This window comes from Streptomyces sp. SAI-127 (assembly GCF_029894425.1).
In the GTDB taxonomy this organism is placed as follows: domain Bacteria; phylum Actinomycetota; class Actinomycetes; order Streptomycetales; family Streptomycetaceae; genus Streptomyces.
In genome coordinates, this window is record NZ_JARXYJ010000001.1 from 582,525 (window position 1) to 607,524 (window position 25,000).

Below are 25,000 nucleotides of genomic sequence, written 5' to 3' on the forward strand. Positions count from 1 at the left end.
ACGGCCGGAACCATCGTCATGCGGACCACGAAGGCGTCCAAGGGTCACGGCGGCCGCCGTCATCATGATGGCCGTCTTCGCCGGGTTCATCGGGTCCAGCGAGCAGGACGGCGTGCCACCCGGGCGAGATGCGCCCCGGCCGTCTTACCGGCCCTCGCCGCAGCCCTGTCCAGCGCCAGACCCCCGGCCGCCGCCCAGACGTCCACGGCCACGGCCACGCACACGGCGCAGGCCGACCAAGCGCGGGTCGACATCAAGGAACTGCCCGTGCCGCCGACCGCCCCGCAGGACGGGGTCCGCACCCATCCCACCGGCTGCGTCTCGGCCGACTGGGGCGGCCTGGGATTCCCCGGCTCCACCAGAGACGCGAAGTTCGTGTTCCCCGGCATCACCTACGCCGGGGCGCCGGCCTCCCCCTCATGTCGGGGAACGGCGTCCAGGCCGTCGGCACGCTGACCACGAGCATCGACACGACCACCTACAGCCAGCCGGCCAACGGCAGCTGATCCGGGGGCAGCAGGTCTTCCCCGCCGCCCTCCCTGCACCCAACTCTGCCTTCAGGAGGCCCACTTCATGGCGGACCTGCCCGCCCGCGTTCTCTTCGGTGCCGCGTACTACCACGAGTACCGGCCGCCCTACGGCACCGAACAGGCCGAGGAGCAGCTCAAGAACGACCTCGACCTGATGGCCGAGGCGCATTTCACCGTCATCCGGGTCGGCGAGTCGGTCTGGTCGACCTGGGAGCCGGAGAACGGAACGTTCGACCTCGACTGGCTCCAGCCCGTCCTCGACGGCGCCCGGGAGCGCGGGATCTCCGTCATCCTGGGCACACCGACCTACGCGGTCCCGCCGTGGCTGGCCCGGCAGTACCCGGAGATCTGCGGCGAACGGGCCACCGGGCAGCGCATCGGCTGGGGAGCGCGTCAGGAGGTCGACTACACCCACCCCGCCTTCCTCTTCCACGCCGAACGCGTCATCCGCCGCATCCTCGCCCGTTACGCCCGCCACCCCGCGGTCATCGGCTTCCAGGTGGACAACGAGCCCGGCCTGGAGCTCTTCCACAACCACGGTCTCTTCCAGCGCTTCACCGACCACCTGCGCCGCAAGTACGGTGACGTGGAGACCCTCAACCGGGAGTGGGGCCTGGTCTACTGGTCGCACCGCCTGACCACGTGGGCCGACCTGTGGACGCCGGACGGCAACGCCCAGCCGCAGTACGACGTCGCCTGGCGGGAGTTCCAGGCCGGGCAGACCACCGAGTTCATCGCCTGGCAGGCGGGCATCACCCGCGAGTACGCCCTCCCCGAGCAGTTCGTCACCACCTGCGTCTCCTATCCCCGCCCGGGGGTGGAGGACCATGAGCTCAACGAGGCCCTGGACATCGCCGCGGGCAACCCGTACTACGCGATGCAGGACGCCCTGCTGCTGCCCGACGAACGCGAGGCCGAGCACGGGAAGACCACCGGCGCCTGGTCGATCTCCCAGATCGCGGACCGGATGTACTCCTCCCGCCAGGCCCCGTTCCTGGTCACCGAGACCAACGCGGCCACCATCGGCGGTTGCTGGGACAACCGCCCCGCCTACGACGGCCAGTGGCGGCAGGCCGCGTGGGCGCTGGTGGCGCGTGGGGCGCGGATGATCGAGTACTGGCACTGGCACACCCTGCACTTCGGGGCCGAGACGTACGTGGGCGGCATCCTCCCGCACAGCGGCAGGCCGGGCCGTGTGTACGACGAACTGGCCCGCTTGGGAGGCGAGTTCGAAACCGCGGGCCCGCTGGTCGCCGGCATCGAGCCGGACGCCGACATCACCATGGTGTACTCGACGCCGAGCAAGTGGCTGATGCAGAAGTACCCGCCCCTGGCGAACCAGCACGGCGGACCCGATCCGGCCGCCTACCACGGCATCTTCGATCCCTTCTACCGCGGCGCCTTCGAGGCGGGCCGACAGGTCCGCATCGTGCACGCCCGCCAGCTGCACGACCCCCGCGGCGAAGTCCCCGGTCCGAGCCCCGAGGAGGCCGTACGCCTCCATCCGGTCCTGGTCGTTCCGGCGCTGTACGTGACCGACGACGGGACACTGGACTGGCTCGCGGCCTACGCCCACGCGGGCGGCCACCTGGTCCTCGGACCGCGGACCGGCTACGCCGACCACGAGGCACGGGCCCGCCAGGAACCCGCACCGGCACGACTCACCACGGCCGCCGGAGTCCAGTACGAGGAATTCAGCAACCTGGTGCGGGAAATCCCGCTGCGCGCTGTGCCCGGCAGCCCGCTGGAGCTGCCGGAGCAGGCGACGGCCACGCGCTGGGTCGACGGACTCACGGCCCTGGACGCCGAGGTGCTCGCCGCGTACGGCCACCCGCACTTCGGACGCTGGCCCGCCATCACCACCCGCCGCCACGGCGCGGGCCGGGTCACCTGCGTCGGCACTGTTCCCGGCCGCGACCTCGCCAGGGCGCTCGCCGCCTGGCTGGCACCCGCCCCGAGCAGCGGCTGGCAGAACCTGCCGCCGTCGGTCACCGCCGCCACCGGGACCTCCCCCGACGGCCACCGCGTCCACGTCGTCCACAACTGGAGCTGGGACCCCACGCACGTCACGGCACCGGTGGCACTCGCCGACGTGCTCGACGGCACCTCCGCACCCGCCGGCACAGCACTGCGCCTCGGCGCCTGGGACGTACGGATCTTCGTCACCGCGGGCGACGAGACGGCCTCAGCCTGAGGGAGCTGCTCCCCCCTGACGCCCTCCCGAGGCGCAGATCATGGTCATCACGAGTGTCGCGCCCCAGCCTTCACCAACCCACGGGGCGTCGCCAGACACTCAGATTTTCCAGGAGCGAACTTGGTCGGCGACTTCGGGAACCCGCAGGCGGGCGTCGCGGATTTTCCGTACAAGGTCGGACAGGGCGCCGTAGGGCGGGTCGATGCCCTCGCCGGACTGGTCCATGTACTGGGCCGCGACGAACGCGGCGTAGAGGCTGTTGCGGTGCGGGAGCGGCTCCAGGCGCACGATGGTGTGCATGAGCGCGGCAGCCCGCCAGGCGGCGTCCGGGTCGGCTGCCTGAAGGGTGGGGAGTTTGGTCTTGTGCCGGGCCACGGCGGCGACCAGGGCGGAGTAGTCGGCGACGGACATGTCCTCGGAGCCGAGGGCGGTCTCCTGGACGTCGAGGAGCCAGGAGACGTCGATGTGCAAGTGCATCAGGCGGCCGCGGCCCCGCCGGGGCGCTCGGCAGGCGGGATTTCGTCGGGGAATGCGTCGTCGAACTCGTCGCGCAGCCGGTCGGCCCAGGCGCTCGCGCCCGTGATGAACTGCTTGCGCTGCATCTCGCGGACACCGAGGTCGTGCAGGTACTGCTTGAGGCTCTTGCCCTCGGCGGCCGCGGCCGCACGGACTCCTTCGAGCTCTTCCTCGGTGAACGGCACGTTCAGGGATGGCATACACCAGATGGTACCTAGTAGGTACCGCGTGTGTGAACCGTCAGCGGAACGCCGTACGACGCACCCGTGCCGGTCTCCGCGAACGGGACACAAGAGCTCCGCTCCCCCGCCCTCCCGCTCGGCGCCGGAGCGCGGGAACGCTGCGTCAACGCTTCCCCAGCTCCAGAGCGGCAGCCCGGTCCGGTTCGCAGCTCATGGGGCTGCCGGCCCGCGAACCCGCGCGCTTTCGGGGCGGTCGACGCCGTTGCCGGAGCGTGCGGGGTGGGGATATCACCGGATCAGTCGTCCTGGTCGGGCTCCGTCTCCTGGCGGTCGATGCCGGTGGTACGGAACCGGCTGCGGTAGCCGCCCGGCGAGACGCCGAGGTTGCGGCGGAAGATCCGTCTCATCGTCTCCGGGGAGCCGAAGCCGGCACGCCGTGCGACGGACTCCTGGCTGTCATCGCCGCTCACCAGGAGAAGCTTGGCCGCCTCCAGCCGGGTCTGCTCCACGTAGCGGGCCGGTGTCACGCCCACCTCGTCGCGGAACATCCGCCCCAGGTGGCGTTCGCTCACCGCGGCGCGTGCGGCCATCGCGGCAGTCGAGTGGTCCGCCGCCGGATCGAGGACCACTGAGTCCAGGACCTGGCGCAGGCCGCGCGTGGTGGGGGCGCCCGCCTCGGACCAGACGCTGAACTGGGCCTGGCCGCCCGGGCGTTGCAGGAAGACAACCATCCACCGGGCCACCCTGCGGGCGACGTCGGTGCCGTAGTCGTTCTCTACGATGGCCAGGGCCATGTCGGTTCCCGCGCTGATGCCGGCACCGGTGACGAAGGGGCCGTCCTGGACGAAGAGGGCGTCCAGATCCACCTTGATGCGGGGGTACTCCCGGGCGAGTCGCGCGCAGTGCGCCCAGTGGGTCGTCGCTCGGCGTCCGTCCAACAGCCCGAGGGCCGCCAGCACGAAGGCGCCGGTACAGACGGAGGCGATTCGCGAGGCCCGGGGCGCCAGCTCCTGGACCATCGCCAGCGCCTCGGGGACCGTGTCCGGGGTCAGCTCCTCCGGAATGTCGTGCGTGCCCGAAGCGAACGTGAAGTCGGCCGGTACACCTCCCGGCACGAGGAGGGTGTCAATGGAGTCGGGAGCGTCGGTCACGGGCATGTCCGCGCTCAGCCGCGTGAAGGCGGTGGTCCCGACCGGTTGCCCCGTGGGCGAGACCAGCAGCACGCGGTAGCGGGCCCCGAAGTCGTTGGCCCGGGCGAAGATCTCCAGCGGCGCCGCCACGTCCTGCAGCGTCACCTTGTCGTACAGGACGAAGACCATGGTCCGCTCGGCGCCGTGGTCCGCGGCCGCGATACTCCGGTTCATACTCCGACCTCCTGAGTGGAGCGAGGCTTGCCCTCGTGTCCGAAATCGTGGCTCGTGTGTCCGTTGCAGCCCTTGGCCCCTGTGCCCTCCAGACGGGAACGTGGAGGCCGAGCAATCACCTGGCCGGCTATCCGGGTTCCCGGATATACCGGGTGAGGAATACTAACCGCACCGAGACCTGATTGGTCCAGTGCTCATATCGACTTTGCAGCCTCCCATGGCCTCACCGACAGGCCGCCTGGGCGGCTTTTTCTGCGTTGACACAAAATGCCGCCGCCGTCAATTCAGGACATCATTTATTCAGCCATCGTTAACTTTCGTGAAACACGGTAGCCTGAACCTATTGATGTCTCACCGCGCCGTAGCCGACACAATTGGCACCGACGTAACCGCGGTCGTCGAGGGGCACCCTGCCAGGACGTATTCGGCAACAGAAGCTGAAGAAGCACGCCCGCCCACGTCCGAATCAAAAAACACGAACCACCGGATTCGGAACCAGCAAACCGACCCTCTGCGCGACTTCCGCGCCAGGGAGCCCCATTCTCTTCCGCCCCTCAGCGGGCCAATTATCACCTGCCCATGCTCGGGCACGAATTCCGCCGGGCCGTGAGAACCCGGCGCCAGAGGAGTGGTTTGGCCATGCGCCAGCTAAATGCTCTTTCGATCAGTATCGGCGTGCTCGGCGGAGTCGCCACGCTGATCACCGCAACCGTCCTGACCGTTCCGGTCTGGGTCATCTTCATTGCCTGGGCCTCCTTCTTCATTCTCGGAGCCGGCACCGACGGCATGGCGAGGTCGATCGCCTCGAACCTGACCGGCATTGTCATCGCCTCGCTCACACTGCTGGTCATCCACGCGCTGGGCGGTGGCACCGCCATCGCCGCCATCGCCGTGGGCGTCGGCAGCGCCGCCATGGTGCAGGCGTCGAAGATCCCCCTGCTCTCGAAACTCCCGGCCATCGTGTGGGGATTCGCCTCCACGGTCGGCACCGTGGCCGCCACCGGCCACGACATCACCACCGCGTCCATCAGCAACCCGGCGCTCGTCGCGGCGCTGTCCATGGTCCTGGGCGCTGTGTTCGGCATCGCCTCGGAGTACTGGGGAGCCGCGATGACCGCACGCCCGGCCGCCGAGCCGACCCCGGAAGGGCAGTCATGAAACTTCAGCACCATCTCGGAGGCCTGGAAAACCTCGGCCCCGTCGCCTACGAGCCCCGTGTCTTCGTCGAGGACTGGGAGCAGCGCATCTTCGGCATCCACGTCGCGATGATGGGCCTGAGCGCCCACCTCGGCGACGCCGTACCCCAGTACCCGATCGACGACGTACCCACTGCCTTCTCCTCCGTCTGGACCTGGGCGGACCTGCGCAAGGGCGCCGAGGCGATGCACCCCTTCGCCTACTTCCAGTACCGCTACTACGAGAAGTGGCTCGGCGGCATCGGCGGATTCTTCGTCTCCCAGGGCTACATCACCGCGGAGGAGCTGGACGCGAAGGCCGCGGAGTACCTCCAGGAGCCGGGACTCGACCTGCCCGAGGGCGGGGACGAACGCATCGACGACCAGGTCGTCCGTTACCTGCGCGAGGGCGACTCACCCCGCCAGGGTCCGGCCGAATCCCCCGCTTTCGCCGTCGGTGACCGGGTGACCGTCACGGACGTGCCGCCCACCGAACACACCCGGCTGCCGGGCAACCTGCGCGGCCGCACCGGCACCGTGGAGCGCGTCTTCGAGGGCAACTACGGCTACTTCTGCTCCACCGGCCCCGACGGCATCGGAGAGCCGATGCCCGTCTACGCCGTCCGCTTCGAACCGACCGACATCTGGGGAGAACTCGCCGAACCCGGCGCCGTGCTCTACGGCGAGCTCTACCAGGCCTACCTCACCCACGCGACGGAGGAACAGCAGTGACCGTTCAGTTCGGCTACCCCGAGGACCGCGAAGCCCACAGCGCCGCCCGCGTGCGGGCGCTGGAAGCCCTGCTCATCGAAAAGGGCGTGATCACCGACGCCACCGTCGACAAGGTCCTCGGCTACTTCGAGACCGACATGACGCCGCTCAACGGAGCCAAGATCGTCGCCCGCGCCTGGACCGACCCGCAGTTCGCGGAACGACTCGTCAAGGACACACCGGCCGCCGTCGCGGAACTCGACCTCCCCATCGGCATGGACGGCGCCGAAGGAGAACACCTGCAGGCCGTGGCCAACGCCCCCGGCGTGCACAACCTGGTCATCTGCACCCTGTGCTCCTGCTTCCCCTGGCCCGTGCTCGGCCTCCCGCCGTACTGGTACAAGGACCCGACCTTCCGCGCCCGCGCGGCCCGGGAGCCCCGTGTGGTGCTCAAGGAGACCGGCCTGGACCTCGACCCGTCCGTCGAACTGCGGGTGTGGGACAGCAGCGGCCATTCCCGCTGGTTCGTCATTCCGCAGCGCCCCTCCGGAACCGACGGCATGACCGAAGAGGAACTCGCCGCCCTGGTCACCACCGAATCGATGATCGGCATCGCCGCGGTTCCCTCTCCCGCCGCCGCCTGAGCCGCACCCGGACACCACAGAAAGGGAAACCCATGGAGGCCACCGCCACCACCACGCCCGCCCCGCCCCTGCACGACACCTGCGTCACCGACATGAACGCGCCCACCTTCGACGCCGACTGGCAGCGCCGGGCGTTCGGCGTCGCCGTCGCCCTGTCCGAGTTCGGCCACTACCCCTGGGACGCGTTCCAGCAGAGACTCATCGCCGCCATCGGCGCATGGGAGGCCACCTCAGCGACCGAACAGGGCAGCTGGCAGTACTACGAGCACTGGCTCGCGGCGCTCGAAAGCGTACTGGTCGACCACGACCTGGTCGCCGACGACGAGATGCGTGCCCTGCTCGGGGCGTAACCCGCTCCAAGGCCTGGACCACCCAGGACGTCCGTTCCCGCCCGTCCTCCAGGGCCGCACCCGCGAAAGGCTCACGACCAGCGGGTGCGGCCCGCCCCCCTCTCACTGCTGACGACGGCACCGCGCGGTGCCCCTTGCCAAGGATGTGTGTGTGACCACAACTACCATCACCGCCGGCCGATGGACCCGCGCCGAACGGCTACGCATCACGGGCATCGTCGGCGTCATCGCCGCCCTGCACGTCATCGGATGGAGCCTCTACCTCTTCTACGCCAGCGGTCCGGCCGGTGCCGGGGCCTTCGCCGGAGCCGGAACCCTCGCCTACACACTCGGCATGCGGCACGCCTTCGACGCGGACCACATCGCCGCCATCGACGACACCACCCGGCTGATGATGCAACGCGGACGCAGACCCGTCGGCGTGGGCTTCTTCTTCGCCATGGGCCACTCCACCGTGGTCCTCGCGCTCGCTTTCGTCGTCGCCCTCGCCGCGGGCGCCGCCGGTTCGGGCATCGGCACCTTCCGTCATGTCGGCGGCCTGGTCTCGCAGATCGTGGCCATGGTGTTCCTGCTGCTCGTCGCCGTGCTCAACCTCATGGTGCTGACCGGCATCGTCGGCCTGTGGCGGCGCATGGCGTCGGGCCGGCTGGACCAGGGCGAGCTTGATCTGCAACTGCTCAACCGCGGCCTGATGAACCGTATCCTCGGTCGCCGCGCCCGCGGACTGATCCGTTCGTCATGGCACATGTACCCGGTCGGCATTCTCTTCGGCCTCGGTCTGGAAACCGCCAGCGAGATCACCCTGCTCGCCCTCTCCGCCAGCGCCGCCGCCCACGGATCCGGCCTGCCGACCCTCGCCGTCCTCTCCCTCCCGCTGCTCTTCGCCGCGGGAATGAGCGCCTTCGACACCGCCGACAGCATGCTGATGACCCGCCTGTACTCGTGGGCGTACCGCAGCCCCGCACGCAGGCTCTACTACAACATCGCCACGACCGGCATGACCGTGGCCGTGGCCGCGTTCATCGCCAGCGTCTACGTTGCGGGCCTCGTCGCCGACGCCACCAGAGCCGGGACACTCGTCACGGCCTACGCCTCCCTGGCCGACCACTTCGAACTGCTCGGCTACATCGTGGTCGCCATCTTCGCGGCCTCCTGGCTCTGCGCCGCCGCCGTCTGGCGCTTCCGCGGACTCGCCGAGAAGTACGGCGACCGGCACGGCGCCGCTGATGACGTACCCCAGCGATCCTGAGCTCCGGTTCCGGCTCACCCCCGAAGTGCCGACGGCGCCGCGAGTCTCCTATCACCAGCCTTGTTCAGGCCGTCCTCACCCTCCACCTGGCCTGCTCAAATTGAGTGCCGCCGCGCCAGAACGCTCACCCACCGGTCCACACCGGACCACCGGCAGGCGGGCTGACAGCCACACATGACTGACATGAAGCTGTCACACACACCAGAATGCGGGTTCGCCAGGCATCCGTTCTGACTGGCATGACTGTTGGAGTAGCACTCAACGCATCTGACGCACCGAACCAGGTCGACGCCACCGTGCAGCTGGCCCAGGAGGCCGCGGCCGCCGGGCTGCGGTCGGTCTGGTTCGGCCAGACCTTCGGCGCGGACTCACCCCAACTCGCAGCGATCGTCGGACGCGAGGTGCCCGGACTACAAGTGGGCACCTCCGCGATCCCCGTCTTCGGCCGACACCCGCTGCTGGTCTCCAGCCAGGCCCAGACAGCCCAGGCCGCGACGCACGGCCGCTACCACCTCGGTCTGGCCCTGGGCACGAAACTGCTGACGGAGACCGGCCTCGGCCTACCCTTCGAACGCCCCATCGCCCGCTTACGTGAATTCCTCACCGCGCTACGGCAGTTGACCGAAACCGGCACAGCCGACTTCCACGGCGAACTGCTCACCGGCGCGCACACCGGCCCCGACGGGGTCGTGGCAGTCCTCGACGATGGCGAGGAACGGGTCGTCGACGGAACGCCGTTCCGGGGTGAACACCACTTCGGCGTGCTGCCCGAGCGCGGCGGCGTCGAGGCGGGCTGTGGAGACGGCGTCATCAAGGTCGCCAAGCGCGGCGGCAACGACATCGTGAGTCCCCGGCTCCCTGACGCGCCGCTGCGCACGGCCTTAACCGGAACCCCGCCTGCCCGCCCCGCCCGACCCGCGCTCGGCCAGCCATTTGAGTTTCAGACGGGTGTTGTTGCTGTCGTCGGGCGTAACCTCCGTGCTCATCGCCACGCACACTTACCGTGCCCGCAGCGGGCCGTCGGCCACGGCGAACACCGTCAGCTTCGGGGCTGGCGGCGCGCGCAGCTCCAGCAGCGTCCCGCGGGTGATGCGGATCTCCTCGACGGCGCGGTGGAACTACTCCAGCGGCGCGGAAATCTGCGCCATCCGCTTCTTGGCCGTCAGCCCGGTCAGTGTTCCCAGACGTCGGGCCCGCCACCGCGCCATTCGATGAGCCCAGATCGGGCCACGTCCATCTCGTCCCAGTCCTGCAAGCCGGCTTCTTGGAGATAGGCAGCGATGTCGAGGAGCCCGTATGCGATGCCGACGAAGTGGTCGCCGATGCGGACGCGGCGGCCTCCGTCCTCGGTGGGCGGGTATACGACGACGGGGTGATCGGACGCCATGAGGCCAGCGTGGCGTCGGCGCGGGTGCGGTGCACGGTGCGATGGGCCAGTTGGGTGATGTTCCTGGAGTAGGTGTTCGGCTGTGCAGGCGGCTGTCTCGGCGCGTTCTTCACGCACTCCGGCCCGGAGAAGTCGTCGAGGGTGGAAGGTTGCGGGTTCGCGGAATCCCGGAGCAGTCCTTGAGGGAACCCGTGCGCCGGTGAGGAACTGGTGGCCATCCCGATACGGGTTGCGTACCGAGCTTGACGTTCGTGTCGGGTCGAAGGTCTACCTTCGGTGGCCTGACGACCTGCCTCATCTCGCAGCCGGCCGAGCGCTCCGGTGTCCCCGGCCAAGACAGCCACGGCACTGCGCTTTTATGAGGACGTCGGTTTGCTGCCTGCGGAGCGCACCCTGGAGAACGCCTGCGCGCAGCAGCTCCATCAGGGCGGCGGCACCGTGAGGTTGGCTGTCAGTTGCCGAACAGCTGCACGGCGCTGAGCCAGATTGCCCACGGATGCACCCCCTCGAAGTAGCGCTGCTTCATCCCGTTGAAGAATCCCGCGGGGTTCGTGGACTGCTCAAGGACGACGGCGCCTGCATCGAGATAGCGCCGGGTTCCTTCGATGTCCGAGGCGGGATTTCCGCGTCGGGTGTCCTTGTGACAGGCCGACACGAACCGTGGCTTCAAGGCGGCGACTTTGTCGAGGGCCGGTGCCACACGTCCAGGCCGCCGTCTCGGCCTTCTCCGAGGTACTGGTGTATCGACGTCACTCAACTATTGCCGCTGCCCGACAAGATCGCAGCTGTGACGGGGAAGCACCGCGGCGGCCGTTCGCACGCGGCGCCGTTCTCCGGGTCGCGTTGCGACGCCCTGGCTAGCTCTGTGAACCTCCCGTAACGTCCACCCAGCTCCCCGTCACCCACCGGCCCCCGTCCGACGCCAGGAACGCCACCACATCCGCGACGTCGGCCGTCTCCCCCACCCGGCCCAGCGCGGACAGCGCCGCCAGCTGCTCCCGCGCGTCCTCGCTCGCGTGCAGCAGTTCATATGTGCCGTCGGTGGCTATGACCCCCGGCGCCACCGAGTTCACGGTGATGTTCCGAGGGCCCAGCACCTTGGACAGGTACAGGGAGAAGGTGTCCAGAGCGCCCTTCGTCATGGCGTACGCGATGGCGTTCGGCATCTTCGCGCTCCGGGCCAGCCCCGACGAGACGTTGATGACCCGGCCGCCGTCGCGCAGGCGGGTCATGCCGTGCTTGACGAGGAGGAAGGGCGCCTTCACGTTCACCGCGAAGACGCTGTCGAACTCCGCCTCGTCGATTTCCTCGATCGACCGGGTGTTGCCGATTCCGGCGTTGTTCACCAGGATGTCCAGCCCGTCCGCGTGCCGGTCGAACTCCTCCCACAGGGCCTCGGCGTCCCCGGGCGCCCCCAGCTCCACGCCGATCGCGAAGGCCGAGCCACCCGCCGCCTCGATCGCGGCGACCGTCTCCTTCGCCGCCGCCTCGTTCCTGCCGTAGTGCACCGCGACCCGTGCGCCGTCGCGTCCCAGCCGCTCCGCGATCCCGCGTCCGATGCCCCTGCTCGCCCCGGTGACCAGAGCCGTCCTGCCCGCAAGCACGCCCATGTCGGCGCCTCCTTCGCAATTCTCTAGCGGTCGCTTGGTGACGACCCTAGAGGGCCTGGCTTTAAAAATGCAATCCAGCAGGGGTGAGACTTGGGCCCACCTTTCGAGGGAGGCGGTGAGTTCGAGGGCGCCAACTGCCGCTGCGCGAGGCCAACGGCTGGCTGCCCGACCTCGACGAACTCGACCGCCTGGTCTCGGCCGACGCCAAGCTCATCGCCGTCAACAACCCCCACAACCCCAGGGCGGCGCCCTCATCGGCGAAGCCGGACCGGCCCGTATCGTCAAGATCGCCGAACGGGTGAGGGCATGGGTGCTGTGCGACGAGGTCTACCGGGGCGTCGACCAGGACGGTGACGGCTTCACCGCCTCAGATCGCCGACCTGTACGAGCGCGGCATCTCCACCGGCAGCATGTCCAAGCCCTACTCCCTGGCCGGGCTGCGCCTGGGCTGGATCGTCGGCCCCACCCGCCTCCTCGCCGAGGGAGCCACCCACCGGGACTACACCACCATCAGCGTCGGACGCGTCGACGACCTCCTGGCCTGCGTCGCACTGGAGAACAAGGACGCCGTCCTCGCCCGCTCCCACCAGATCACCCGCCCCAATCTCGCCATCCTCGACGAGTGGGTCACCGGCCGTGACGACATCACCTACGTCAAACCGGCCTCGGGCACCACCGCGCTCCTGCGCTGCAACGCCCCGATCGATTCCTACGAGTTCCGCACCCGCCTCCTCGGCGAGACCGGGGTCATGTTCACCCCCGGCGCCGCCTTCGACATCGAGCCCACCGTCCGCATCGGCTTCGCCGACGACACCCAGACCCTGTGCACCGGCCTGGAACTGGTCGGCCAGTTCCTCGACCGCCTCGCCCAGGACTGACTCGCCGGCAAGAGGTGAAAGGTCCCGAGCCATGGGCCAAGCCACAGCCCGTACGGTGACACGCCTTCAGGGGCACCAGAGCGCTTGGCGCTAACGGCTGTTCCGTTGTTTCCCGAGTCCGGATGGGTTCTGAGGGTCAGGTGCGGCCATCAGCGACACATCGTCCATGGGAACCTCGCGGCCATCCTCATCGAGGAACCCCACATGGACGGCCCGACCCGTGGATCGGGTCCGCTGGCAAGCGGAGGGACCTGCGGGCCGCGGACGGTGACGGTCGCCCCACTGCTGCAGCGCACCCAGGACGGGCTGCAGTTCGAGCCCGGCCGGCGTCAGATGGTAGCTCTGCCGGGGCCTGCTGCCCGCCTCCTGGTAGGCCAGTGTCCGCAGCACTCCGGCGTCGACGAGAACCTTGAGCCGGTCACTGAGCAGGTTCGACGCGATGCCGAGAGCTGACTGAATTTCAGCGAACCGGTGCCTGCCGTAGAGGACCTCACGCAGCACCAGCAGGGTCCACCGCTCGCCGAGTATCTGCAGGCTCCGCTCCATGGAACAGGCCGGCTCGTCATCCATGGGGCCGGACACGTGCCTTCCTGATGGCACAGAACTCACCTCCACATCGACGCCGGGTACTCGTTCCGGTGGCCGCGTACACGGCGCGGCCTGCACCGTATACCTGAGTTTACTATCACCAGCCAGATGGCACGCATGCCTGCCGGGTGGGAGCAGGCAATTCGGGCAGATCCTGCCACGGGATGACGGTGTGCATCACGATGCAAGATCCTGAACAGGCAAAGGGACGCGGCAGGTAAGCGGAATCAATGGTGCATCCCCTCGCAAAGACCGGGCCGATGGGACGCCGCGGCTGCCGGTCTGGCGCATGGGACGGTGAGACGGACTGCCAGTACGACGGCGAACCAGTGACCGGTCAAGGAGGCGCAGCGGGGGTATCCGCATGCGGACGCCAGACAGGGACTGCGCTGCGGGAACAGCGGCCGGCCGACCATGAGGGGCGGCCGCCTGTTCCGGATTGGACGGAGGCCGCAGGGCCAGGCGGCGTTCGTCCACGTCCGGTCGTGGAGCCTGGGAGGATCGCGTGGAACTGGGAGCTGGGCTACTTCCGGCTTGGGGAGGCACGCTCGGGTTCCGTGCACCCTGCTGCCCCAGACCCCTCACGTAGACGTGCAGCTGGGTCGGCCCGGGAAGACGGCCTCGGTGCCGGCCCGGATCTCCTCCCGCACCCGCGATTACGTACGGCCGGCCCAGTCCGTCACCGTCCACGGCCCGGTGCTGCCGCTGCGCCGTCCCCCGGTTCTCCAGCCAGCCATGGCAGCTCCAGCACAGTCCGTACCAGAGACGCGACACGCCCCAGTCCAGCCAGAGCCCACACTGCCGCACCACCACCGCAGCCCCACCGTCGGTTCGGCGGCCGCAGCCGGCGGGCCGTCCCGGCGCGGCACCGGCCGCACGGGCCCCGCCTCGCCGCCAATCGCCCTTTCCTGCTCCTCCTGGCCTGGCCCCCAGCGGCGGCGACCGGCTGTGCCTCCATCAGGGTCGGCCACCGTGCACCCAGCGCCGCGCAGATCTGGATCCGTGGCCCACCGGCCATCGGGTGGCTACCGGTCCTGAGATTCGGCCACGGAATCTCAGCTCCAATCCCGTTCATTCGCCGGTTCGTGTCCGTTGTCATGCAACTCGGTCGGCGTGTCATCGAATGCAGTCGAAGGTCCTCTGGGACCTGAGCGTGCCAGGATGCCGAGGGGCACGACCGCCAGCACTCAACGGGGCAGGAGCCAGCCATGATCAGCGGTGCGCATGTCATCCTCTACAGCCAGGACGCCGAGTCGGACCGGGCCTTTCTCCGTGACGTCCTCGGCTTTCCCGGGGTCGACGCGGGCGGCGGCTGGCTCATCTTCAAGCTGCCCCCGGCCGAGGTGGCCGTGCACCCGACCGACGGCCCGCCGCAGCACGAGTTCTTCCTGATGTGCGACGACCTTGATGCCCAGCTCGGCGAATTCCGCGCACAGGGGGTCGAGATCACCCGCCCGGTCAGCGAGCAGCGCTGGGGCAAGCTGACTGCGATCCGGCTCCCCAGCGGCGCGGAACTCCCGCTGTACGAACCGCTGCATCCCATCGCCCACAGCCTGTGAGCCCCACAGCACCCAGCCCAGCCTGACGAGTCTCACAGGGGTCACGGCGCATCGGCGGCTTCGCCACCAAGTGAGGCCGTCCTCAAAGCAAAGCGCGGTGGCAGCGGTCTCACATCGCGACGCGCTGCACCCGGCTGTCCCCCCGGCGACAGGACGAGCCCCGCCACCGCCAGCGCGCCATCACGCTTGTTGAGGTGCTCGGATCCAAGCGCCCTTCGGCGGTCCCGCCCTCGATCACGATGACGGGCCGGCCCTGGGGCTCCTCCCGGGCCAGCCCGTCTGTCTGCGCACCGGCAGGATTTCGCACCTGCGACGCACACATCAACGTGACGGTTCGAGCCGCCGAGCCCCCGGACGGCTCCCTCGGTGAGCGCCGTGGGAGATGTCGATCTAGCCTCCGAAATGAGCGCTTGGTGATCTTTGACGGTGCGCTCACTCAGCTCTAGGAGGAAAGAGTGCGCAAGCTTCACAAGGCCGCTGTCGCGGTCGCCCTCATCAGTGGCTTCAGCCTCATGGGCGCCGGCCCTGCCACCGCCCAGGCTGCGGGAGGCACGCATGGCGGCGGGTGCAAGTCCCACGACCTGAACATCGACATTCTCGGCGAAGTGGGCATCCTCAACGGCCTCGGCGGCAACCTGCTCAATGGCGAGGGCAGCCCGGGTGCACAGAGCACCGACATCGGTTCCGACTGCGGTCAGGGCTGGTAATCCCATCCCGTGACGCACTGAACCGGCTCCCGCCGCCGGGCCCGGAACCCCTGCACCGGCCCGGCCGTCAGTGGTTGCTTGCGTTCATCCCGAGGTGAGGCTAGAGGCCCCGGAACGCGATCGGTCCTCCGGTGACGATCGGTCCGGGGCCCTCTGCCCGTCGGCCCGGCGAGGACGTCGTCTCCGTCCACGAACTGTTCGCGCGGATGCTCTCGCTGCCGGTCATCACCGTGACCGCGCTGCAGGGGCACACCTTCGCCGCCGGTGCGATGTTCTCCCTCGCCCACGACTTCCGCGTGATGCGCGCCGACCGCGGCTACCGGTGCCTTCCCGAGGCAGACATCAACATCCCCTTCACCCCCGGCATGTCGGCCCTCATCCAGTCCCGCCTGGCGCCGCAGAGCGCGCACGAGGCCATGCTCACCGCCCGACGCTACGGCGGCTCAGACGCCGCGGCCGTCGGCGTCGTCGACCAGCCGGTCGGCGAGGACGCCGTACGCTCGACCGCCGTTGAGATCGCCCGGGCACAGGTGGCCAAGGCCGGCGACACCCTCGGCACCATCAAGGCCCGCATGTATGCCCCGGCTCTGGCCACCCTGCGCGACACCGACAATCCACTCGGCTGAGCCCGCACCTCACCGACCGCATCACCCCGTGCTCCGGGGCGCCTGCTGCCGCAGCCGCATGAGGAGACAGAGCCGATGACCGCGGACCCCCCGCCCTCCGCACGTGGTCGGCGCGTAGGCTGGCCCCGCACTCGATGATCACGTGCCTGGAGGCTCCTGCCGTCCGACGACCGAGAGACCCGTGGCCCAGGTTCGCCGGTGAAGGCGGCCGGCCGGATGACGAGCAAGGAGGCGGCGTCGGATGGGCGGACATGCTCTGCGCTGGAACGAGTACCGCAGCGTGCCGTGGAAGAACGGCGGCGGCATGACCCGACAGGTCGCGTCGGGCACCCTGCAAGCGCCCATGGCCTCGGCGGAGATCACGGACGGCTTCGACTGGCGGGTGAGCGTCGCGGACGTAGACGCGGAGGGCCCCTTCTCCACCTTTCCGGGGATCGACCGCGTGATCACCCTCGTCGAGGGCGAGGGCATGGTGCTGACTGTGGACGGGACACCGCATCCGGTCGGGCCGTTGAGTCCCTTCGCCTTCTCCGGCGACGCTGCGACGGACTGTCGGCTGGAGGCGGGCGCGGTCCGCAATGTGAATGTGATGACCCGCAGGAGCCGGGCGACGGCAACGGTGCGGATCGTCACCGTCGCTGTCGCACGGGAAGCAGAGATGGCGTGCGCCGCGGGCGAGACCCTACTCGTCATGGCCGTCACGGAGGGGACCGCCATCGGCGGACCGGACGGCCGGGAGACCACGCTCGGCCGTCTCGACTGCGTGCGTCACGAAGGCCCGGCGGCGCTGACTCTGCGGGGCGACGGCATGGTGACCGAATTGAGGATCACCGCGGCGGGCTGACGGCCTGTAGGACCGGCAGTGTCCGCGTGAGGGATACCGACCCCTAGGGAAGGCGGCCGCCTCCGCGCCACAGAGTGCTGTCGACTCCGAAGGAGACGACCGCCGTTCAAGATGCCGCCGCTACGACGGCGGTTTCCCCTCGGCCTGGGCCGCTTGCAGGTCAGCGAGCAGCTCGGCCTGACCGGCCAGCACACCCGACAGGATCGTGCGGGCCACCCGCAGCAGCTCCGCCACGTACGGGCTGGTCAGCGAGTAGTAGACCGTCGAGCCCTCTTTTCGGGTCACGACCAGGTTCGCCCGGCGCAGCACGGCCAGTTGCTGCGAGAGGTGCGCCGGCTCGATCCCCACCTCGGGCAGCATCTCCGCGACCGCGTGCTCGCGTTCGCTCAGCAGCTCCAGGACGCGGATACGGGCCGGGTGGCCGAGGGTTTTGAAGAACTCGGCCTTGAGCTGGTACAGCGGCGTACTCACGGTGCCGTCCCCTCCGCCCTACGGCAACACGGCCCCACCGGCCGGGCCTTGGCGCATCGCGTCCACCCACTCGTCAAGAACATGCGGCCCATCCTCGCGTGCGGCACCGGCCAGGCCGAATCCGCACGGGGGACGAGAGCCGGCCGAATCCAGCAGTGACAGTCTCAGTAATTGCTAATATTAGCAATTACTGAGGTACGTGAGGGAGGTTCGCGTGAGGATCACGCCGCTGCGCGGTTCGGGCGTCACCTGGCTCCAGTGCCCCGCCTGCCGCCTGAAGTGCCGCCCCGCGGCCGTCGGTCCGGACGGTGCCTGCCCGCGCTGCGGCACTGCCCGCCTGCTGAAGTTGTCCCTCGGTGGCCGTCCCGACAAGCCCACCCCGGGCACCGACCGCCGCTGGCCCATGCACGGCACACAGACCTGATAGGGGTGCAATGGGTGGCTGGGAGGTCCAGTCCGGGAGCGGAGTGCGCTTCGAATGGGGGCCCGCGGGTGCGAGCCGGCTCGCGAGCGCGACGGCCTGCCTTGTCGCCGTCGACGTACTGTCGTTCACCACAGCGGTGAGCGTCGCCGTCGACAGGGGCATCCGCGTCCTTCCCTTCCGGTGGCCGGGCGGCCCCGTGTCCGAGGCGGAACGGAGCGGCGCCGCGCAGGCCGCCACGGCGTACGCGCGCCAGTCGGGTGCCCGGCTGGCCTCCCACCGCCACACCGTCACACCGGAAACGCCCTGGTCGCTGTCGCCCGCCCACCTGCGGGCCGCGCCCTTCGTGGCCCGCCTGGTGCTGCCGTCACCGAACGGCGCCGCGATCGCAACCGCCGCGCCGCCCGGCGTGCGGGTGGTCGCCGCCTGCCTGCGCAACATCACCGCGGTCGGCACCTGGCTCACCTCCCACGACTACGGCACCCCCGAACATCCCGTCGCCGTGATCGCCGCCGGCGAGCTGTGGCCGGACGGCAGCCTGCGCCCCGCGTTGGAAGACCTGCTCGGCGCCGGAGCCCTCGTCAGCGCCCTGTGCTCCCAGGGCGCGGGCCCGCTCTCCCCGGAGGCCGCCGCCGCGAAGGCGAACTACGAAGGCACCGCCGACCTCGCCCACACGGTCGCCACCAGCGCCTCCGGCCGTCAGCTGGCCGCGATGGGATTCGTCGAGGACGTGGCGATCGCCACCGAAGAGGACGCATCCGCCCTCGTCCCGGTACGGGACGGCGACGGTTCCTTCGTCTCGGGTTGAGAGCCGGCGAGGTCAGCCGACCGGCCACCCCGTGGTGTTCGGGGACACGACGGCGGCGTGGCGCACGCTGTTGGTGACCAGCTCGCTGACGATCAGCAGGGCCGGGTTCACGGTGGGGTGGCGCAGGCTGATCCCCCACTCCACCAGTGCCTGTTCGGCGGTCTCCCGTGCTATCCGGACGGCGGACGGCTCGGCGGGCAGCGTGAGCACGTGTCGGTGGGGCAGGGCTTCGAGCCGCGTGGACATCAGCCCTCCGTGGCCCGCGCGCAGCGGAGGCCGGTCGCAGTCTGTGTGCGGATGCGCACGAGTGGGTGGTGCGGAGCCTGCACCCGGCCGGGCAGGGGGCGCTGGTAGTGGGCGGCCTGGTCCCGGTCGGTGATCATGTCGGCGGGGCGGGTCGCGGTCACCGTCCCGCCGGTGTCGGTCGCGGCGCCCGCGTCGTCCACCGGGGACGTCGCTGACAACAGCACCGGATCAGGCGGGGTCGGGGTGCGGACGATCAGGCGGCCGAACTCCCACACGTGCCGGGTGGGACGTGCAGCCTGCTCCCGATGCTGCTGCAGTACGGCGGGACGCGTACTCATCCGACTGCTTCCTCGCTGGTGGCGGCGGTCGGCTGGGCCGGGCCGGTCGACAGGACACCGGACTTCTCCAGGTGATCGCGCGCACCGCGGATCGCCTCGGGTGTGGAGGCGTACTCCCGCCCCTCGTGGCGCAGCAGGTCCAGCGCGCCGACGGAGGCCAGGACCTGAACCTGGCTGGTGCGTATCCCGGAGGCGAGGACGAGGATGCCACGCCGCTTCAGCTTCTCGACGGCGTCTTTCAGGACTAGGGCCCCGGTCGCGTCCATCGTGGAGATGCGCGACATGCGCAGGATGACGACACGGACGTCGGCCACGTCGGTCAGCTCCAGCAGGAAGCGGTGCGCGGCGGCGAAGAACAGCGGGCCGTCGATGCGGTACGCCACGATGTGCTCGGCCAGCAGGGCGTGTTCCTCCACGCTGTGGTCGCCGCGGTCCAGCGGTACCTGGTCGAGACGTGCCTGTTTGGCCACGGCACGCAGAGCCAGGGCGCCCGCCACGACCAGGCCGATGATCACGGCGTACACGAGGTCGAGTGCGAGCGTGGCGACGCCGGTGAGGACGAGGATCAGCGCGTCGGAGCGGGTGGCCTTGGCCATGGCCCGCAGCGAGCCGACCTCGACCATCCGGATCGCCGTGGCCAGCAGGACGCCCGACAGGGCGGCCAGCGGAATCTTCGAGACGAGAGGCGCCGCCGCGAAGACGATCACGGCCAGGACCGCGGCATGAGTCAGGGCTGCCAATCGTGAGCTCGCGCCGGTGCGGACGTTGACCGCGGTGCGGGCGATCGCTCCGGTCGCCGGGACACCGCCGAACAGCGGGGCGGCGATGTTCGCGATGCCCTGCCCGAACAGCTCCCGGTCCGGGTCGTGCTGCTGGCCCACGGTCATGCCGTCGGCCACCGACGCCGACAGCAGCGACTCCAGGGCGGCCAGAGCGGCGACGGCCACGGCCGGCGCGAGCAGCGTCCCGAGCGAGCCGAGGTCCAGGAAGGACAACGACGGTACGGGCAGTCCGGAGGGCAGGTCACCGATCGGCTTTGCCTCGTCCAGGTGGGCGAGCTGTGCCACGGCCGTAGCGGCGATCACGGCCAGGATGGAGAACGGGACGGTCGGCAGCCGGCGGGCACCGAGCAACATGACCGCGGCCACGGCGATCGCGAAGCCGACGGCCGTCCAGTTCGGGGCCTTGGCGAACTCCTCGAGGGCGCGCCAGGTCACCACCAGGACGCGGTCGCCGTCGGGCTTGGGCACGCCGAGGGCGCTCGGGACCTGCTGCAGACCGATCACGCAGGCGATGCCGAGGGTGAAGCCCTCGACGACCGGGGCGGGTACGTACTGCATGTACTTGCCGGCCCGCAGCGCGGCCAGGCCGACGAGCATGACGCCCGCCATCAAGCCGACGGTGAGCACTCCGCTCGCCCCGTACTGGCCCACGATCGGCACGAGGACCACCGTCATCGCACCGGTCGGGCCGGACACCTGCAGGTTCGACCCGCCGAAGACCGCGGCGAGCGCACCCGCGACAACGGCGGTCGCCAGGCCCGCCTGAGCGCCGAGCCCCGAAGAAACACCGAAGCCCAGCGCGAGCGGCAGCGCGACGATCGCCACGGTCAGACCCGCGAGCAGATCCCGTCGTGGGTCCCGCCGCATCTGAGCCAGATCGTCCCGCCTGGGCAGTAGCGCGGCGATCCGGTTCCCCACCCGGCCGAGTGCCGTGGTCATCGCGCGACGACCTCGGCTTCCCGCAGCTCGGCCAGCAACTCGTTCCGCCCGGCCAGCACGTCGGTCAGAATCCGCCGGGCCGCCTTCAACAGGTCGGCCACATCCCCGCCGGCCAGCGCGTAGACAACGGTCGAGCCTTCCCGCGTCGCGGTGACGATTCCGGAGCGGCGCAGCACCGCCAGCTGCTGCGACAGGGCGGAGGGCTCCACCTCGATCGCCGCGAGCAGGTCCCGTACCGGCAACGGCCCGTCCTGCAGCAACTCCAGCACCCGTATCCGTACGGGATGCCCCAGCATCCGGAAGAACTCGGCCTTGGCCTGATACAGCGGAACGGACACGGTCCCTCGGCTTCCTTCGAAGACCCCACCTCGGGTCAGACGGGGAAGGCTGCGTACGCGACTACCTGCGATCACAGCTAATACAGCATCTAACCAATTGCGAAATTTAGCAATTACCTATCAGATTGACGCCCACGGGATTCGTGCCTGCGCTAGGTCGGTGGGGTCGGGCCTCTCGCCGGCGTGGTCGAGCTGTCCGAGGCGTCTGACGGATCCATGCACACGACCTGCCGGCCGTGGCCGTCGAGGTCGAAGAAGCTGCGTGTGGCGCCCTTCCGGCGTGCACCCGCCGCCGGAGCCCTACCGAAGGTCCAGGATCTCGGCTTGTCCCATGGCGACGCACCGGGGCGACTTGGGATCCCGACCCCCGGCCGCCAGCCCCATGCCCACCGGCCCAACCGCGAGGGGGCGGCCGACCCCACCACCTGCCCCGGCTCGGCCCTGTACCAGCAAGCAGCCCCAAGGCAGCCTGGGCACGACCACTCCTCCACAGGACCAATGCCACGACCGTGACCTCCAGGTGGACACACCGCCACCTGGGCCCACCTGATCGGCAAAGGGGACGCGGTTCTGGACGCCTGCGACCACCGGTTCGACACCGGCCCGCACAGCTTCCGCGTAGGGCGGGGTCACCGGCCCCGCCCAACCTTCTGCGGTGCCCGTGATCAGCCTTCCGCGTGGGCCAGCCACAGGTCGGGGCCGAAGACCTCGTAACGGATGTGGCGGGCGGGGATACCGGCCTGCAGCAGCTGGGCCCGCACGGACCGCATGAAGGGCAGTGCGCCGCACAGGTAGACGTCGGCGTCGGCGGGCAGGTCCAGTCCGTCGAGATCCATCAGACCGGTGCGGGCGCCGGGCTCGGCGGCGGCATCCTGTTCGTACCAGAACTCGGCCCGGGCGCCGGGCAGTTGGCCGACGAGGCGGCGGGTGTCCGCGCGCAGGGCGTGGTCGGCCGGGGAACGGTCGGCGTGCAGCAGCGTGACCGGGCGGGCGGCTCCGGTCGCCGCGAGGTGTTCGAGCATGCCGACCATCGGGGTGCAGCCGATGCCGGCCGAGACCAGCAGCAGCGGGCTGTCGGCTTCGTCGAGGACCACGTCGCCGAACGGCGCGGACAGGGTGAGTTCGTCGCCGGCCCGGACGGTGCGGTGCAGCTGATTGGACACCTCGCCCTCGGGGGCGTCGGCCACGCTCGCGACCCGTTTGACGGTGATACGGCGCAGCTGGTCGCCAGGGGCGCCGGAGAGGCTGTACTGGCGCAACTGGTGTATGCCGTCGGGCATCTTCACGCGGACGCTGACGTACTGGCCGGCCCTGCCGGAGGGGAGCGGGGCGTCGTCGGCCGGGCGCAGCAGGAAGGACACCGCGTCGGGGGTCTCCTCCCGCCGCTCCACGACCGTCCACTGCCGCCACGGATGACGGGGATCGACCTGCGCCTCCTGGTACAGGCGGGCCTCCCGGGCGATGAGCGCGCCGGCCATCAGCCAGTACACCTCGTCCCACGCGCCGGCGACCTCCGGCGTGACCGCCTCGCCGAGGACGTCGGCAATGGCCCCGAACAGGTACTTGTGGACGATCGTGTACTGGTCCTCGGTGACACCAAGTGCGGCGTGCTTGTGGGCGATCCGCGACAGCAGCGCGTCCGGGCGGGCGTCGGGGTCGGCGAGCAGTGCCTGTGCGAAGCCTGCGATGGACCCGGCCAGCGCACGGCGCTGTTGTCCGCTGGCCTGGTTGCCGCGGTTGAACAGCCCGTCCAGCAGCTCTGGCTGTTCGGCGAACATCGTGTCGTAGAACCGGGCCGTGATCTCGTCCAGAGCTCCGCCGACGGCGGGAAGGGTGGCACGGACGACGGTGGCCGACTCGGGCGAAAGCATGGGTCTCCTCAGCAGTGCGGGTGTGCAGGGGGATGGCGCTCACCATCGTGGCTCGATCCACGTGCGGGGGCCGAGGGCCGAATGGCCTTCTCTATGAGGCCGATCGGCTCACGTGGATGCGGACACCCCCACCGGACCCGTCGGCGGCAACAGTGCCCCCGGCCACCCCTCGGTCCGAACGGGCCACGCAGTCGCGCCTGGTTTCCGTGCGGGTCTCCAGCGACCGGACGCGCCAAACACACCAAGGACAAGCGACAGCGGAGCGAACACTCACAGCTGCGAACGATCGCAAGGCCCGGTCAGACGGAAGCGGTCTTGCGGCTACACGATGTCGAGAACGTCACTGACCGGGCGGCGGGGCGTGGCCGGACCTCGCGGGCCGTAGCCGAGACGCAGCACCATCTGCACCTGCCCCGTGCCCGATCCCGGGTCGCGGACCAGCAGGCGCAGTTCGGGGGTCTCCAGCGCGTGGGAGGTGAGGGAGGTGGCCAGGTCGGCCAGGGTTGCCTCCAGGAGCACGCGTTCCAGGGCCTGACCGGCGCGCAGCCAGTCGGCGGGCCCGTCGCCGGGAGTGCTCAGCAGGGCCAGGTGCGGGGTGTACTCGAAGGTGGTGGTGCCGCGGTCGGCCACCGGTCGGCGCCCGGAGAAGTCCCGTACCGGAGCCTTGCCGTCCCGCTTGCGCGGCCCGAAGGCGTACTCGGGGACACCGTCGACGGCGCTGTCCGCCTCCGGGCCGAGCCGGGTCCAGCGGACGAGGTCCTCGCGGGCGCCGGAGTCCATGACATCGCGGCTCTCCGCGTCGCGGACCAGGTCGAGCACCGTCTCGGCATGCCAGGGGCCGGGGAAGAGCAGGGCGGCCGACTCGCGTGCCGCAGCTTCTTGCAGCGTGGTCCGGATGTCCTCGGGGATGTCCTTCTCCGCGAAAGGATGGCGGCTGGTGTGGCGCTGCCGGATCACCGCATGCAGCCGGGCCAGCTCGTCGTCCGGCGCGCGCCCGGCCTCCCCGGTCAGATGGACGGCGGCGAGCAGCTGCGGATCCTGCGGCTCGGGCAGCAGCCGTACCTCCGGGTTGAGGCCCGCATGCGCGGCGGAGACGCGCAGGTTGAAGAGTGCCGCTCCGCAGCCGATGTGCAGCGCCCGGTTGCCCTGATCGGAGCGCGGCATGGCCCGCTCGAGGTCGGCGTACAGCAGCAGAAGACGGTCAGCGGCCAGGAAGCGGAAACGCCATGGCTGAGCGTTGTGCATGGACGGCGCCGCGGTGGCCTCGGCGACCAAAGTGGTCACCGTCTTCTCATCGAGCTGTCGCAATGCCATGGCATCCTCCTCGCACGCGCCCGCCGGGACGTGGACCCCGCTGACCGGGTACCCCACTGACGGCTCGGCGGACACGCCACACGGCTGTGGCGGTCAGCCCGCATCCGGCCGGCTGATCCCAGTGTCCGCCTCATGGGACCTGCCGGGCGTGCGAAACCGAAACCCCGAATGCCGCCCATGCGTCTGCGCGACGCCCCAGTACGTCGAGTGATCATTGAGTTCCAGGCTCTGCGGCCGGAATCTTATGGGCGCGCAGGCGCCCGGGGCCGGGGTGGGTGCCGTCGCAGAGCCCATCGCCGGGTTGCCACCGCATCGGGTACGGAAACCTCCCCGATTCCGAACGGCAGAGCCATCCACG

Annotated in this window: 26 protein-coding genes and 2 pseudogenes; 14 read left to right on the forward strand and 14 right to left on the reverse strand. The window is 70.0% G+C overall.

The window, feature by feature from the left end:
• Window positions 1-573 precede the first annotated feature (573 nt).
• Complete coding sequence (locus M2157_RS02875; RefSeq protein ID WP_280864300.1) at window positions 574-2,724, forward strand: beta-galactosidase; 2,151 nt, start codon at window positions 574-576, stop codon at window positions 2,722-2,724.
• 99 nt (window positions 2,725-2,823) lie between these two features.
• Here the strand turns inward: M2157_RS02875 and M2157_RS02880 are convergent, their stop codons facing one another.
• The 3 genes from M2157_RS02880 to M2157_RS02890 all read right to left on the reverse strand — a co-directional run bounded on the left by M2157_RS02880 (window position 2,824) and on the right by M2157_RS02890 (window position 4,786).
• Entirely contained in the window at window positions 2,824-3,201 is a 378-nt protein-coding gene (locus tag M2157_RS02880; RefSeq protein ID WP_280864301.1) for a toxin Doc, read from the reverse strand.
• Complete coding sequence (locus M2157_RS02885) at window positions 3,201-3,440, reverse strand: hypothetical protein (RefSeq protein WP_280860177.1); 240 nt, start codon at window positions 3,438-3,440, stop codon at window positions 3,201-3,203. Before M2157_RS02885 ends, M2157_RS02880 begins: the two co-directional genes overlap by 1 nt.
• Window positions 3,441-3,718: 278 nt before the next feature.
• On the reverse strand, window positions 3,719-4,786 hold the full coding sequence (locus M2157_RS02890) for a helix-turn-helix domain-containing protein (protein ID WP_280860178.1): 1,068 nt from the start codon (window positions 4,784-4,786) through the stop codon (window positions 3,719-3,721).
• A gap of 639 nt (window positions 4,787-5,425) precedes the next feature.
• Here M2157_RS02890 and M2157_RS02895 point away from each other — a divergent pair.
• From M2157_RS02895 to M2157_RS02920, 6 genes are all read left to right on the forward strand, one after another.
• A complete protein-coding gene (locus tag M2157_RS02895; RefSeq protein ID WP_280863681.1) occupies window positions 5,426-5,944 on the forward strand; it encodes a DUF1097 domain-containing protein in 519 nt (172 codons plus the stop codon).
• Window positions 5,941-6,693: a nitrile hydratase subunit beta gene (gene nthB, locus M2157_RS02900; RefSeq protein WP_280860179.1), complete on the forward strand. Its 753-nt coding sequence runs from the start codon at window positions 5,941-5,943 to the stop codon at window positions 6,691-6,693. The genes M2157_RS02895 and nthB overlap by 4 nt, the downstream gene beginning before the upstream one ends.
• Window positions 6,690-7,316 carry a nitrile hydratase subunit alpha gene (gene nthA / locus M2157_RS02905; protein ID WP_280860180.1) on the forward strand — a complete coding sequence of 209 codons (627 nt, stop codon included), beginning with the start codon at window positions 6,690-6,692 and terminating at the stop codon, window positions 7,314-7,316. The genes nthB and nthA overlap by 4 nt, the downstream gene beginning before the upstream one ends.
• Before the next feature lie 32 nt (window positions 7,317-7,348).
• Window positions 7,349-7,666, forward strand: coding sequence for a nitrile hydratase accessory protein (locus M2157_RS02910; RefSeq protein ID WP_280860181.1), 318 nt, complete (start codon window positions 7,349-7,351; stop codon window positions 7,664-7,666).
• 151 nt (window positions 7,667-7,817) lie between these two features.
• The gene (locus M2157_RS02915; RefSeq protein ID WP_280864302.1) at window positions 7,818-8,915 is read left to right on the forward strand and encodes a HoxN/HupN/NixA family nickel/cobalt transporter; all 1,098 of its coding nucleotides are present in this window, start codon (window positions 7,818-7,820) and stop codon (window positions 8,913-8,915) included.
• A gap of 239 nt (window positions 8,916-9,154) precedes the next feature.
• Window positions 9,155-10,189, forward strand: a complete 1,035-nt coding sequence (locus M2157_RS02920; protein ID WP_280863682.1) for an LLM class flavin-dependent oxidoreductase — start codon at window positions 9,155-9,157, stop codon at window positions 10,187-10,189.
• Here M2157_RS02920 and M2157_RS02925 read toward each other — a convergent pair.
• The 3 genes from M2157_RS02925 to M2157_RS02935 all read right to left on the reverse strand — a co-directional run bounded on the left by M2157_RS02925 (window position 10,087) and on the right by M2157_RS02935 (window position 11,912).
• On the reverse strand, window positions 10,087-10,302 hold the full coding sequence (locus tag M2157_RS02925; RefSeq protein ID WP_280860183.1) for a hypothetical protein: 216 nt from the start codon (window positions 10,300-10,302) through the stop codon (window positions 10,087-10,089). The two genes, M2157_RS02920 and M2157_RS02925, sit on opposite strands and share 103 nt — an antisense overlap.
• A gap of 451 nt (window positions 10,303-10,753) precedes the next feature.
• On the reverse strand, window positions 10,754-11,002 hold the full coding sequence (locus M2157_RS02930; RefSeq protein WP_280860184.1) for a hypothetical protein: 249 nt from the start codon (window positions 11,000-11,002) through the stop codon (window positions 10,754-10,756).
• A 157-nt stretch (window positions 11,003-11,159) separates the two neighbouring features.
• Window positions 11,160-11,912, reverse strand: coding sequence for an SDR family oxidoreductase (locus M2157_RS02935; protein WP_280860185.1), 753 nt, complete (start codon window positions 11,910-11,912; stop codon window positions 11,160-11,162).
• Window positions 11,913-12,262: 350 nt separating this feature from the next.
• Here M2157_RS02935 and M2157_RS02940 point away from each other — a divergent pair, with 350 nt between their 5' ends.
• Window positions 12,263-12,790, forward strand: a complete 528-nt coding sequence (locus tag M2157_RS02940) for an aminotransferase class I/II-fold pyridoxal phosphate-dependent enzyme (RefSeq protein WP_280860187.1) — start codon at window positions 12,263-12,265, stop codon at window positions 12,788-12,790.
• Between the two features lie 90 nt (window positions 12,791-12,880).
• On the opposite strand, the gene M2157_RS02945 is transcribed toward M2157_RS02940, so the two are convergent.
• A complete protein-coding gene (locus M2157_RS02945) occupies window positions 12,881-13,372 on the reverse strand; it encodes a helix-turn-helix domain-containing protein (protein ID WP_280860188.1) in 492 nt (163 codons plus the stop codon).
• A 1,214-nt stretch (window positions 13,373-14,586) separates the two neighbouring features.
• On the opposite strand from M2157_RS02945, the gene M2157_RS02950 reads away from it, so the two are divergent.
• The 4 genes and pseudogenes from M2157_RS02950 (at window position 14,587) to M2157_RS02965 (ending at window position 17,114) form a co-directional block, all read left to right on the forward strand.
• Complete coding sequence (locus tag M2157_RS02950; protein ID WP_280860189.1) at window positions 14,587-14,937, forward strand: VOC family protein; 351 nt, start codon at window positions 14,587-14,589, stop codon at window positions 14,935-14,937.
• A gap of 455 nt (window positions 14,938-15,392) precedes the next feature.
• Window positions 15,393-15,644 (forward strand): hypothetical protein, encoded by a 252-nt coding sequence (locus M2157_RS02955; protein ID WP_280860190.1) that lies wholly within the window; start codon window positions 15,393-15,395, stop codon window positions 15,642-15,644.
• 176 nt (window positions 15,645-15,820) lie between these two features.
• Window positions 15,821-16,270 (forward strand): annotated as a pseudogene (locus M2157_RS02960) (enoyl-CoA hydratase/isomerase family protein); the annotation flags it as partial.
• 241 nt (window positions 16,271-16,511) lie between these two features.
• A complete protein-coding gene (locus M2157_RS02965) occupies window positions 16,512-17,114 on the forward strand; it encodes a HutD family protein (protein ID WP_280864303.1) in 603 nt (200 codons plus the stop codon).
• A gap of 120 nt (window positions 17,115-17,234) precedes the next feature.
• Here M2157_RS02965 and M2157_RS02970 read toward each other — a convergent pair whose 3' ends face one another.
• Complete coding sequence (locus tag M2157_RS02970; RefSeq protein WP_280860192.1) at window positions 17,235-17,585, reverse strand: metalloregulator ArsR/SmtB family transcription factor; 351 nt, start codon at window positions 17,583-17,585, stop codon at window positions 17,235-17,237.
• A gap of 214 nt (window positions 17,586-17,799) precedes the next feature.
• On the opposite strand from M2157_RS02970, the gene M2157_RS02975 reads away from it, so the two are divergent.
• Together M2157_RS02975 and M2157_RS02980 are read left to right on the forward strand one after the other, a co-directional pair.
• A complete protein-coding gene (locus M2157_RS02975; RefSeq protein WP_280860193.1) occupies window positions 17,800-18,009 on the forward strand; it encodes a hypothetical protein in 210 nt (69 codons plus the stop codon).
• Between the two features lie 10 nt (window positions 18,010-18,019).
• On the forward strand, window positions 18,020-18,814 hold the full coding sequence (locus tag M2157_RS02980; RefSeq protein ID WP_280864304.1) for a 2-phosphosulfolactate phosphatase: 795 nt from the start codon (window positions 18,020-18,022) through the stop codon (window positions 18,812-18,814).
• A 39-nt stretch (window positions 18,815-18,853) separates the two neighbouring features.
• Here M2157_RS02980 and M2157_RS02985 read toward each other — a convergent pair.
• The 6 genes and pseudogenes from M2157_RS02985 to M2157_RS03010 form a co-directional block, all read right to left on the reverse strand.
• Window positions 18,854-19,060 (reverse strand): annotated as a pseudogene (locus M2157_RS02985) (ATP-binding protein); the annotation flags it as partial.
• Window positions 19,060-19,398, reverse strand: coding sequence for a pyridoxamine 5'-phosphate oxidase family protein (locus M2157_RS02990; protein ID WP_280864305.1), 339 nt, complete (start codon window positions 19,396-19,398; stop codon window positions 19,060-19,062). The gene M2157_RS02990 and the pseudogene M2157_RS02985, both read right to left, overlap by 1 nt.
• Window positions 19,395-21,119: a SulP family inorganic anion transporter gene (locus M2157_RS02995; RefSeq protein WP_280860196.1), complete on the reverse strand. Its 1,725-nt coding sequence runs from the start codon at window positions 21,117-21,119 to the stop codon at window positions 19,395-19,397. The genes M2157_RS02990 and M2157_RS02995 overlap by 4 nt, the downstream gene beginning before the upstream one ends.
• Window positions 21,116-21,457, reverse strand: a complete 342-nt coding sequence (locus M2157_RS03000; protein WP_280864306.1) for a metalloregulator ArsR/SmtB family transcription factor — start codon at window positions 21,455-21,457, stop codon at window positions 21,116-21,118. The genes M2157_RS02995 and M2157_RS03000 overlap by 4 nt, the downstream gene beginning before the upstream one ends.
• 665 nt (window positions 21,458-22,122) lie before the next feature.
• Window positions 22,123-23,328, reverse strand: a complete 1,206-nt coding sequence (locus M2157_RS03005; protein WP_280864307.1) for a globin domain-containing protein — start codon at window positions 23,326-23,328, stop codon at window positions 22,123-22,125.
• Between the two features lie 321 nt (window positions 23,329-23,649).
• Complete coding sequence (locus M2157_RS03010) at window positions 23,650-24,642, reverse strand: nitroreductase (RefSeq protein WP_280860199.1); 993 nt, start codon at window positions 24,640-24,642, stop codon at window positions 23,650-23,652.
• Window positions 24,643-25,000: the final 358 nt, after the last annotated feature.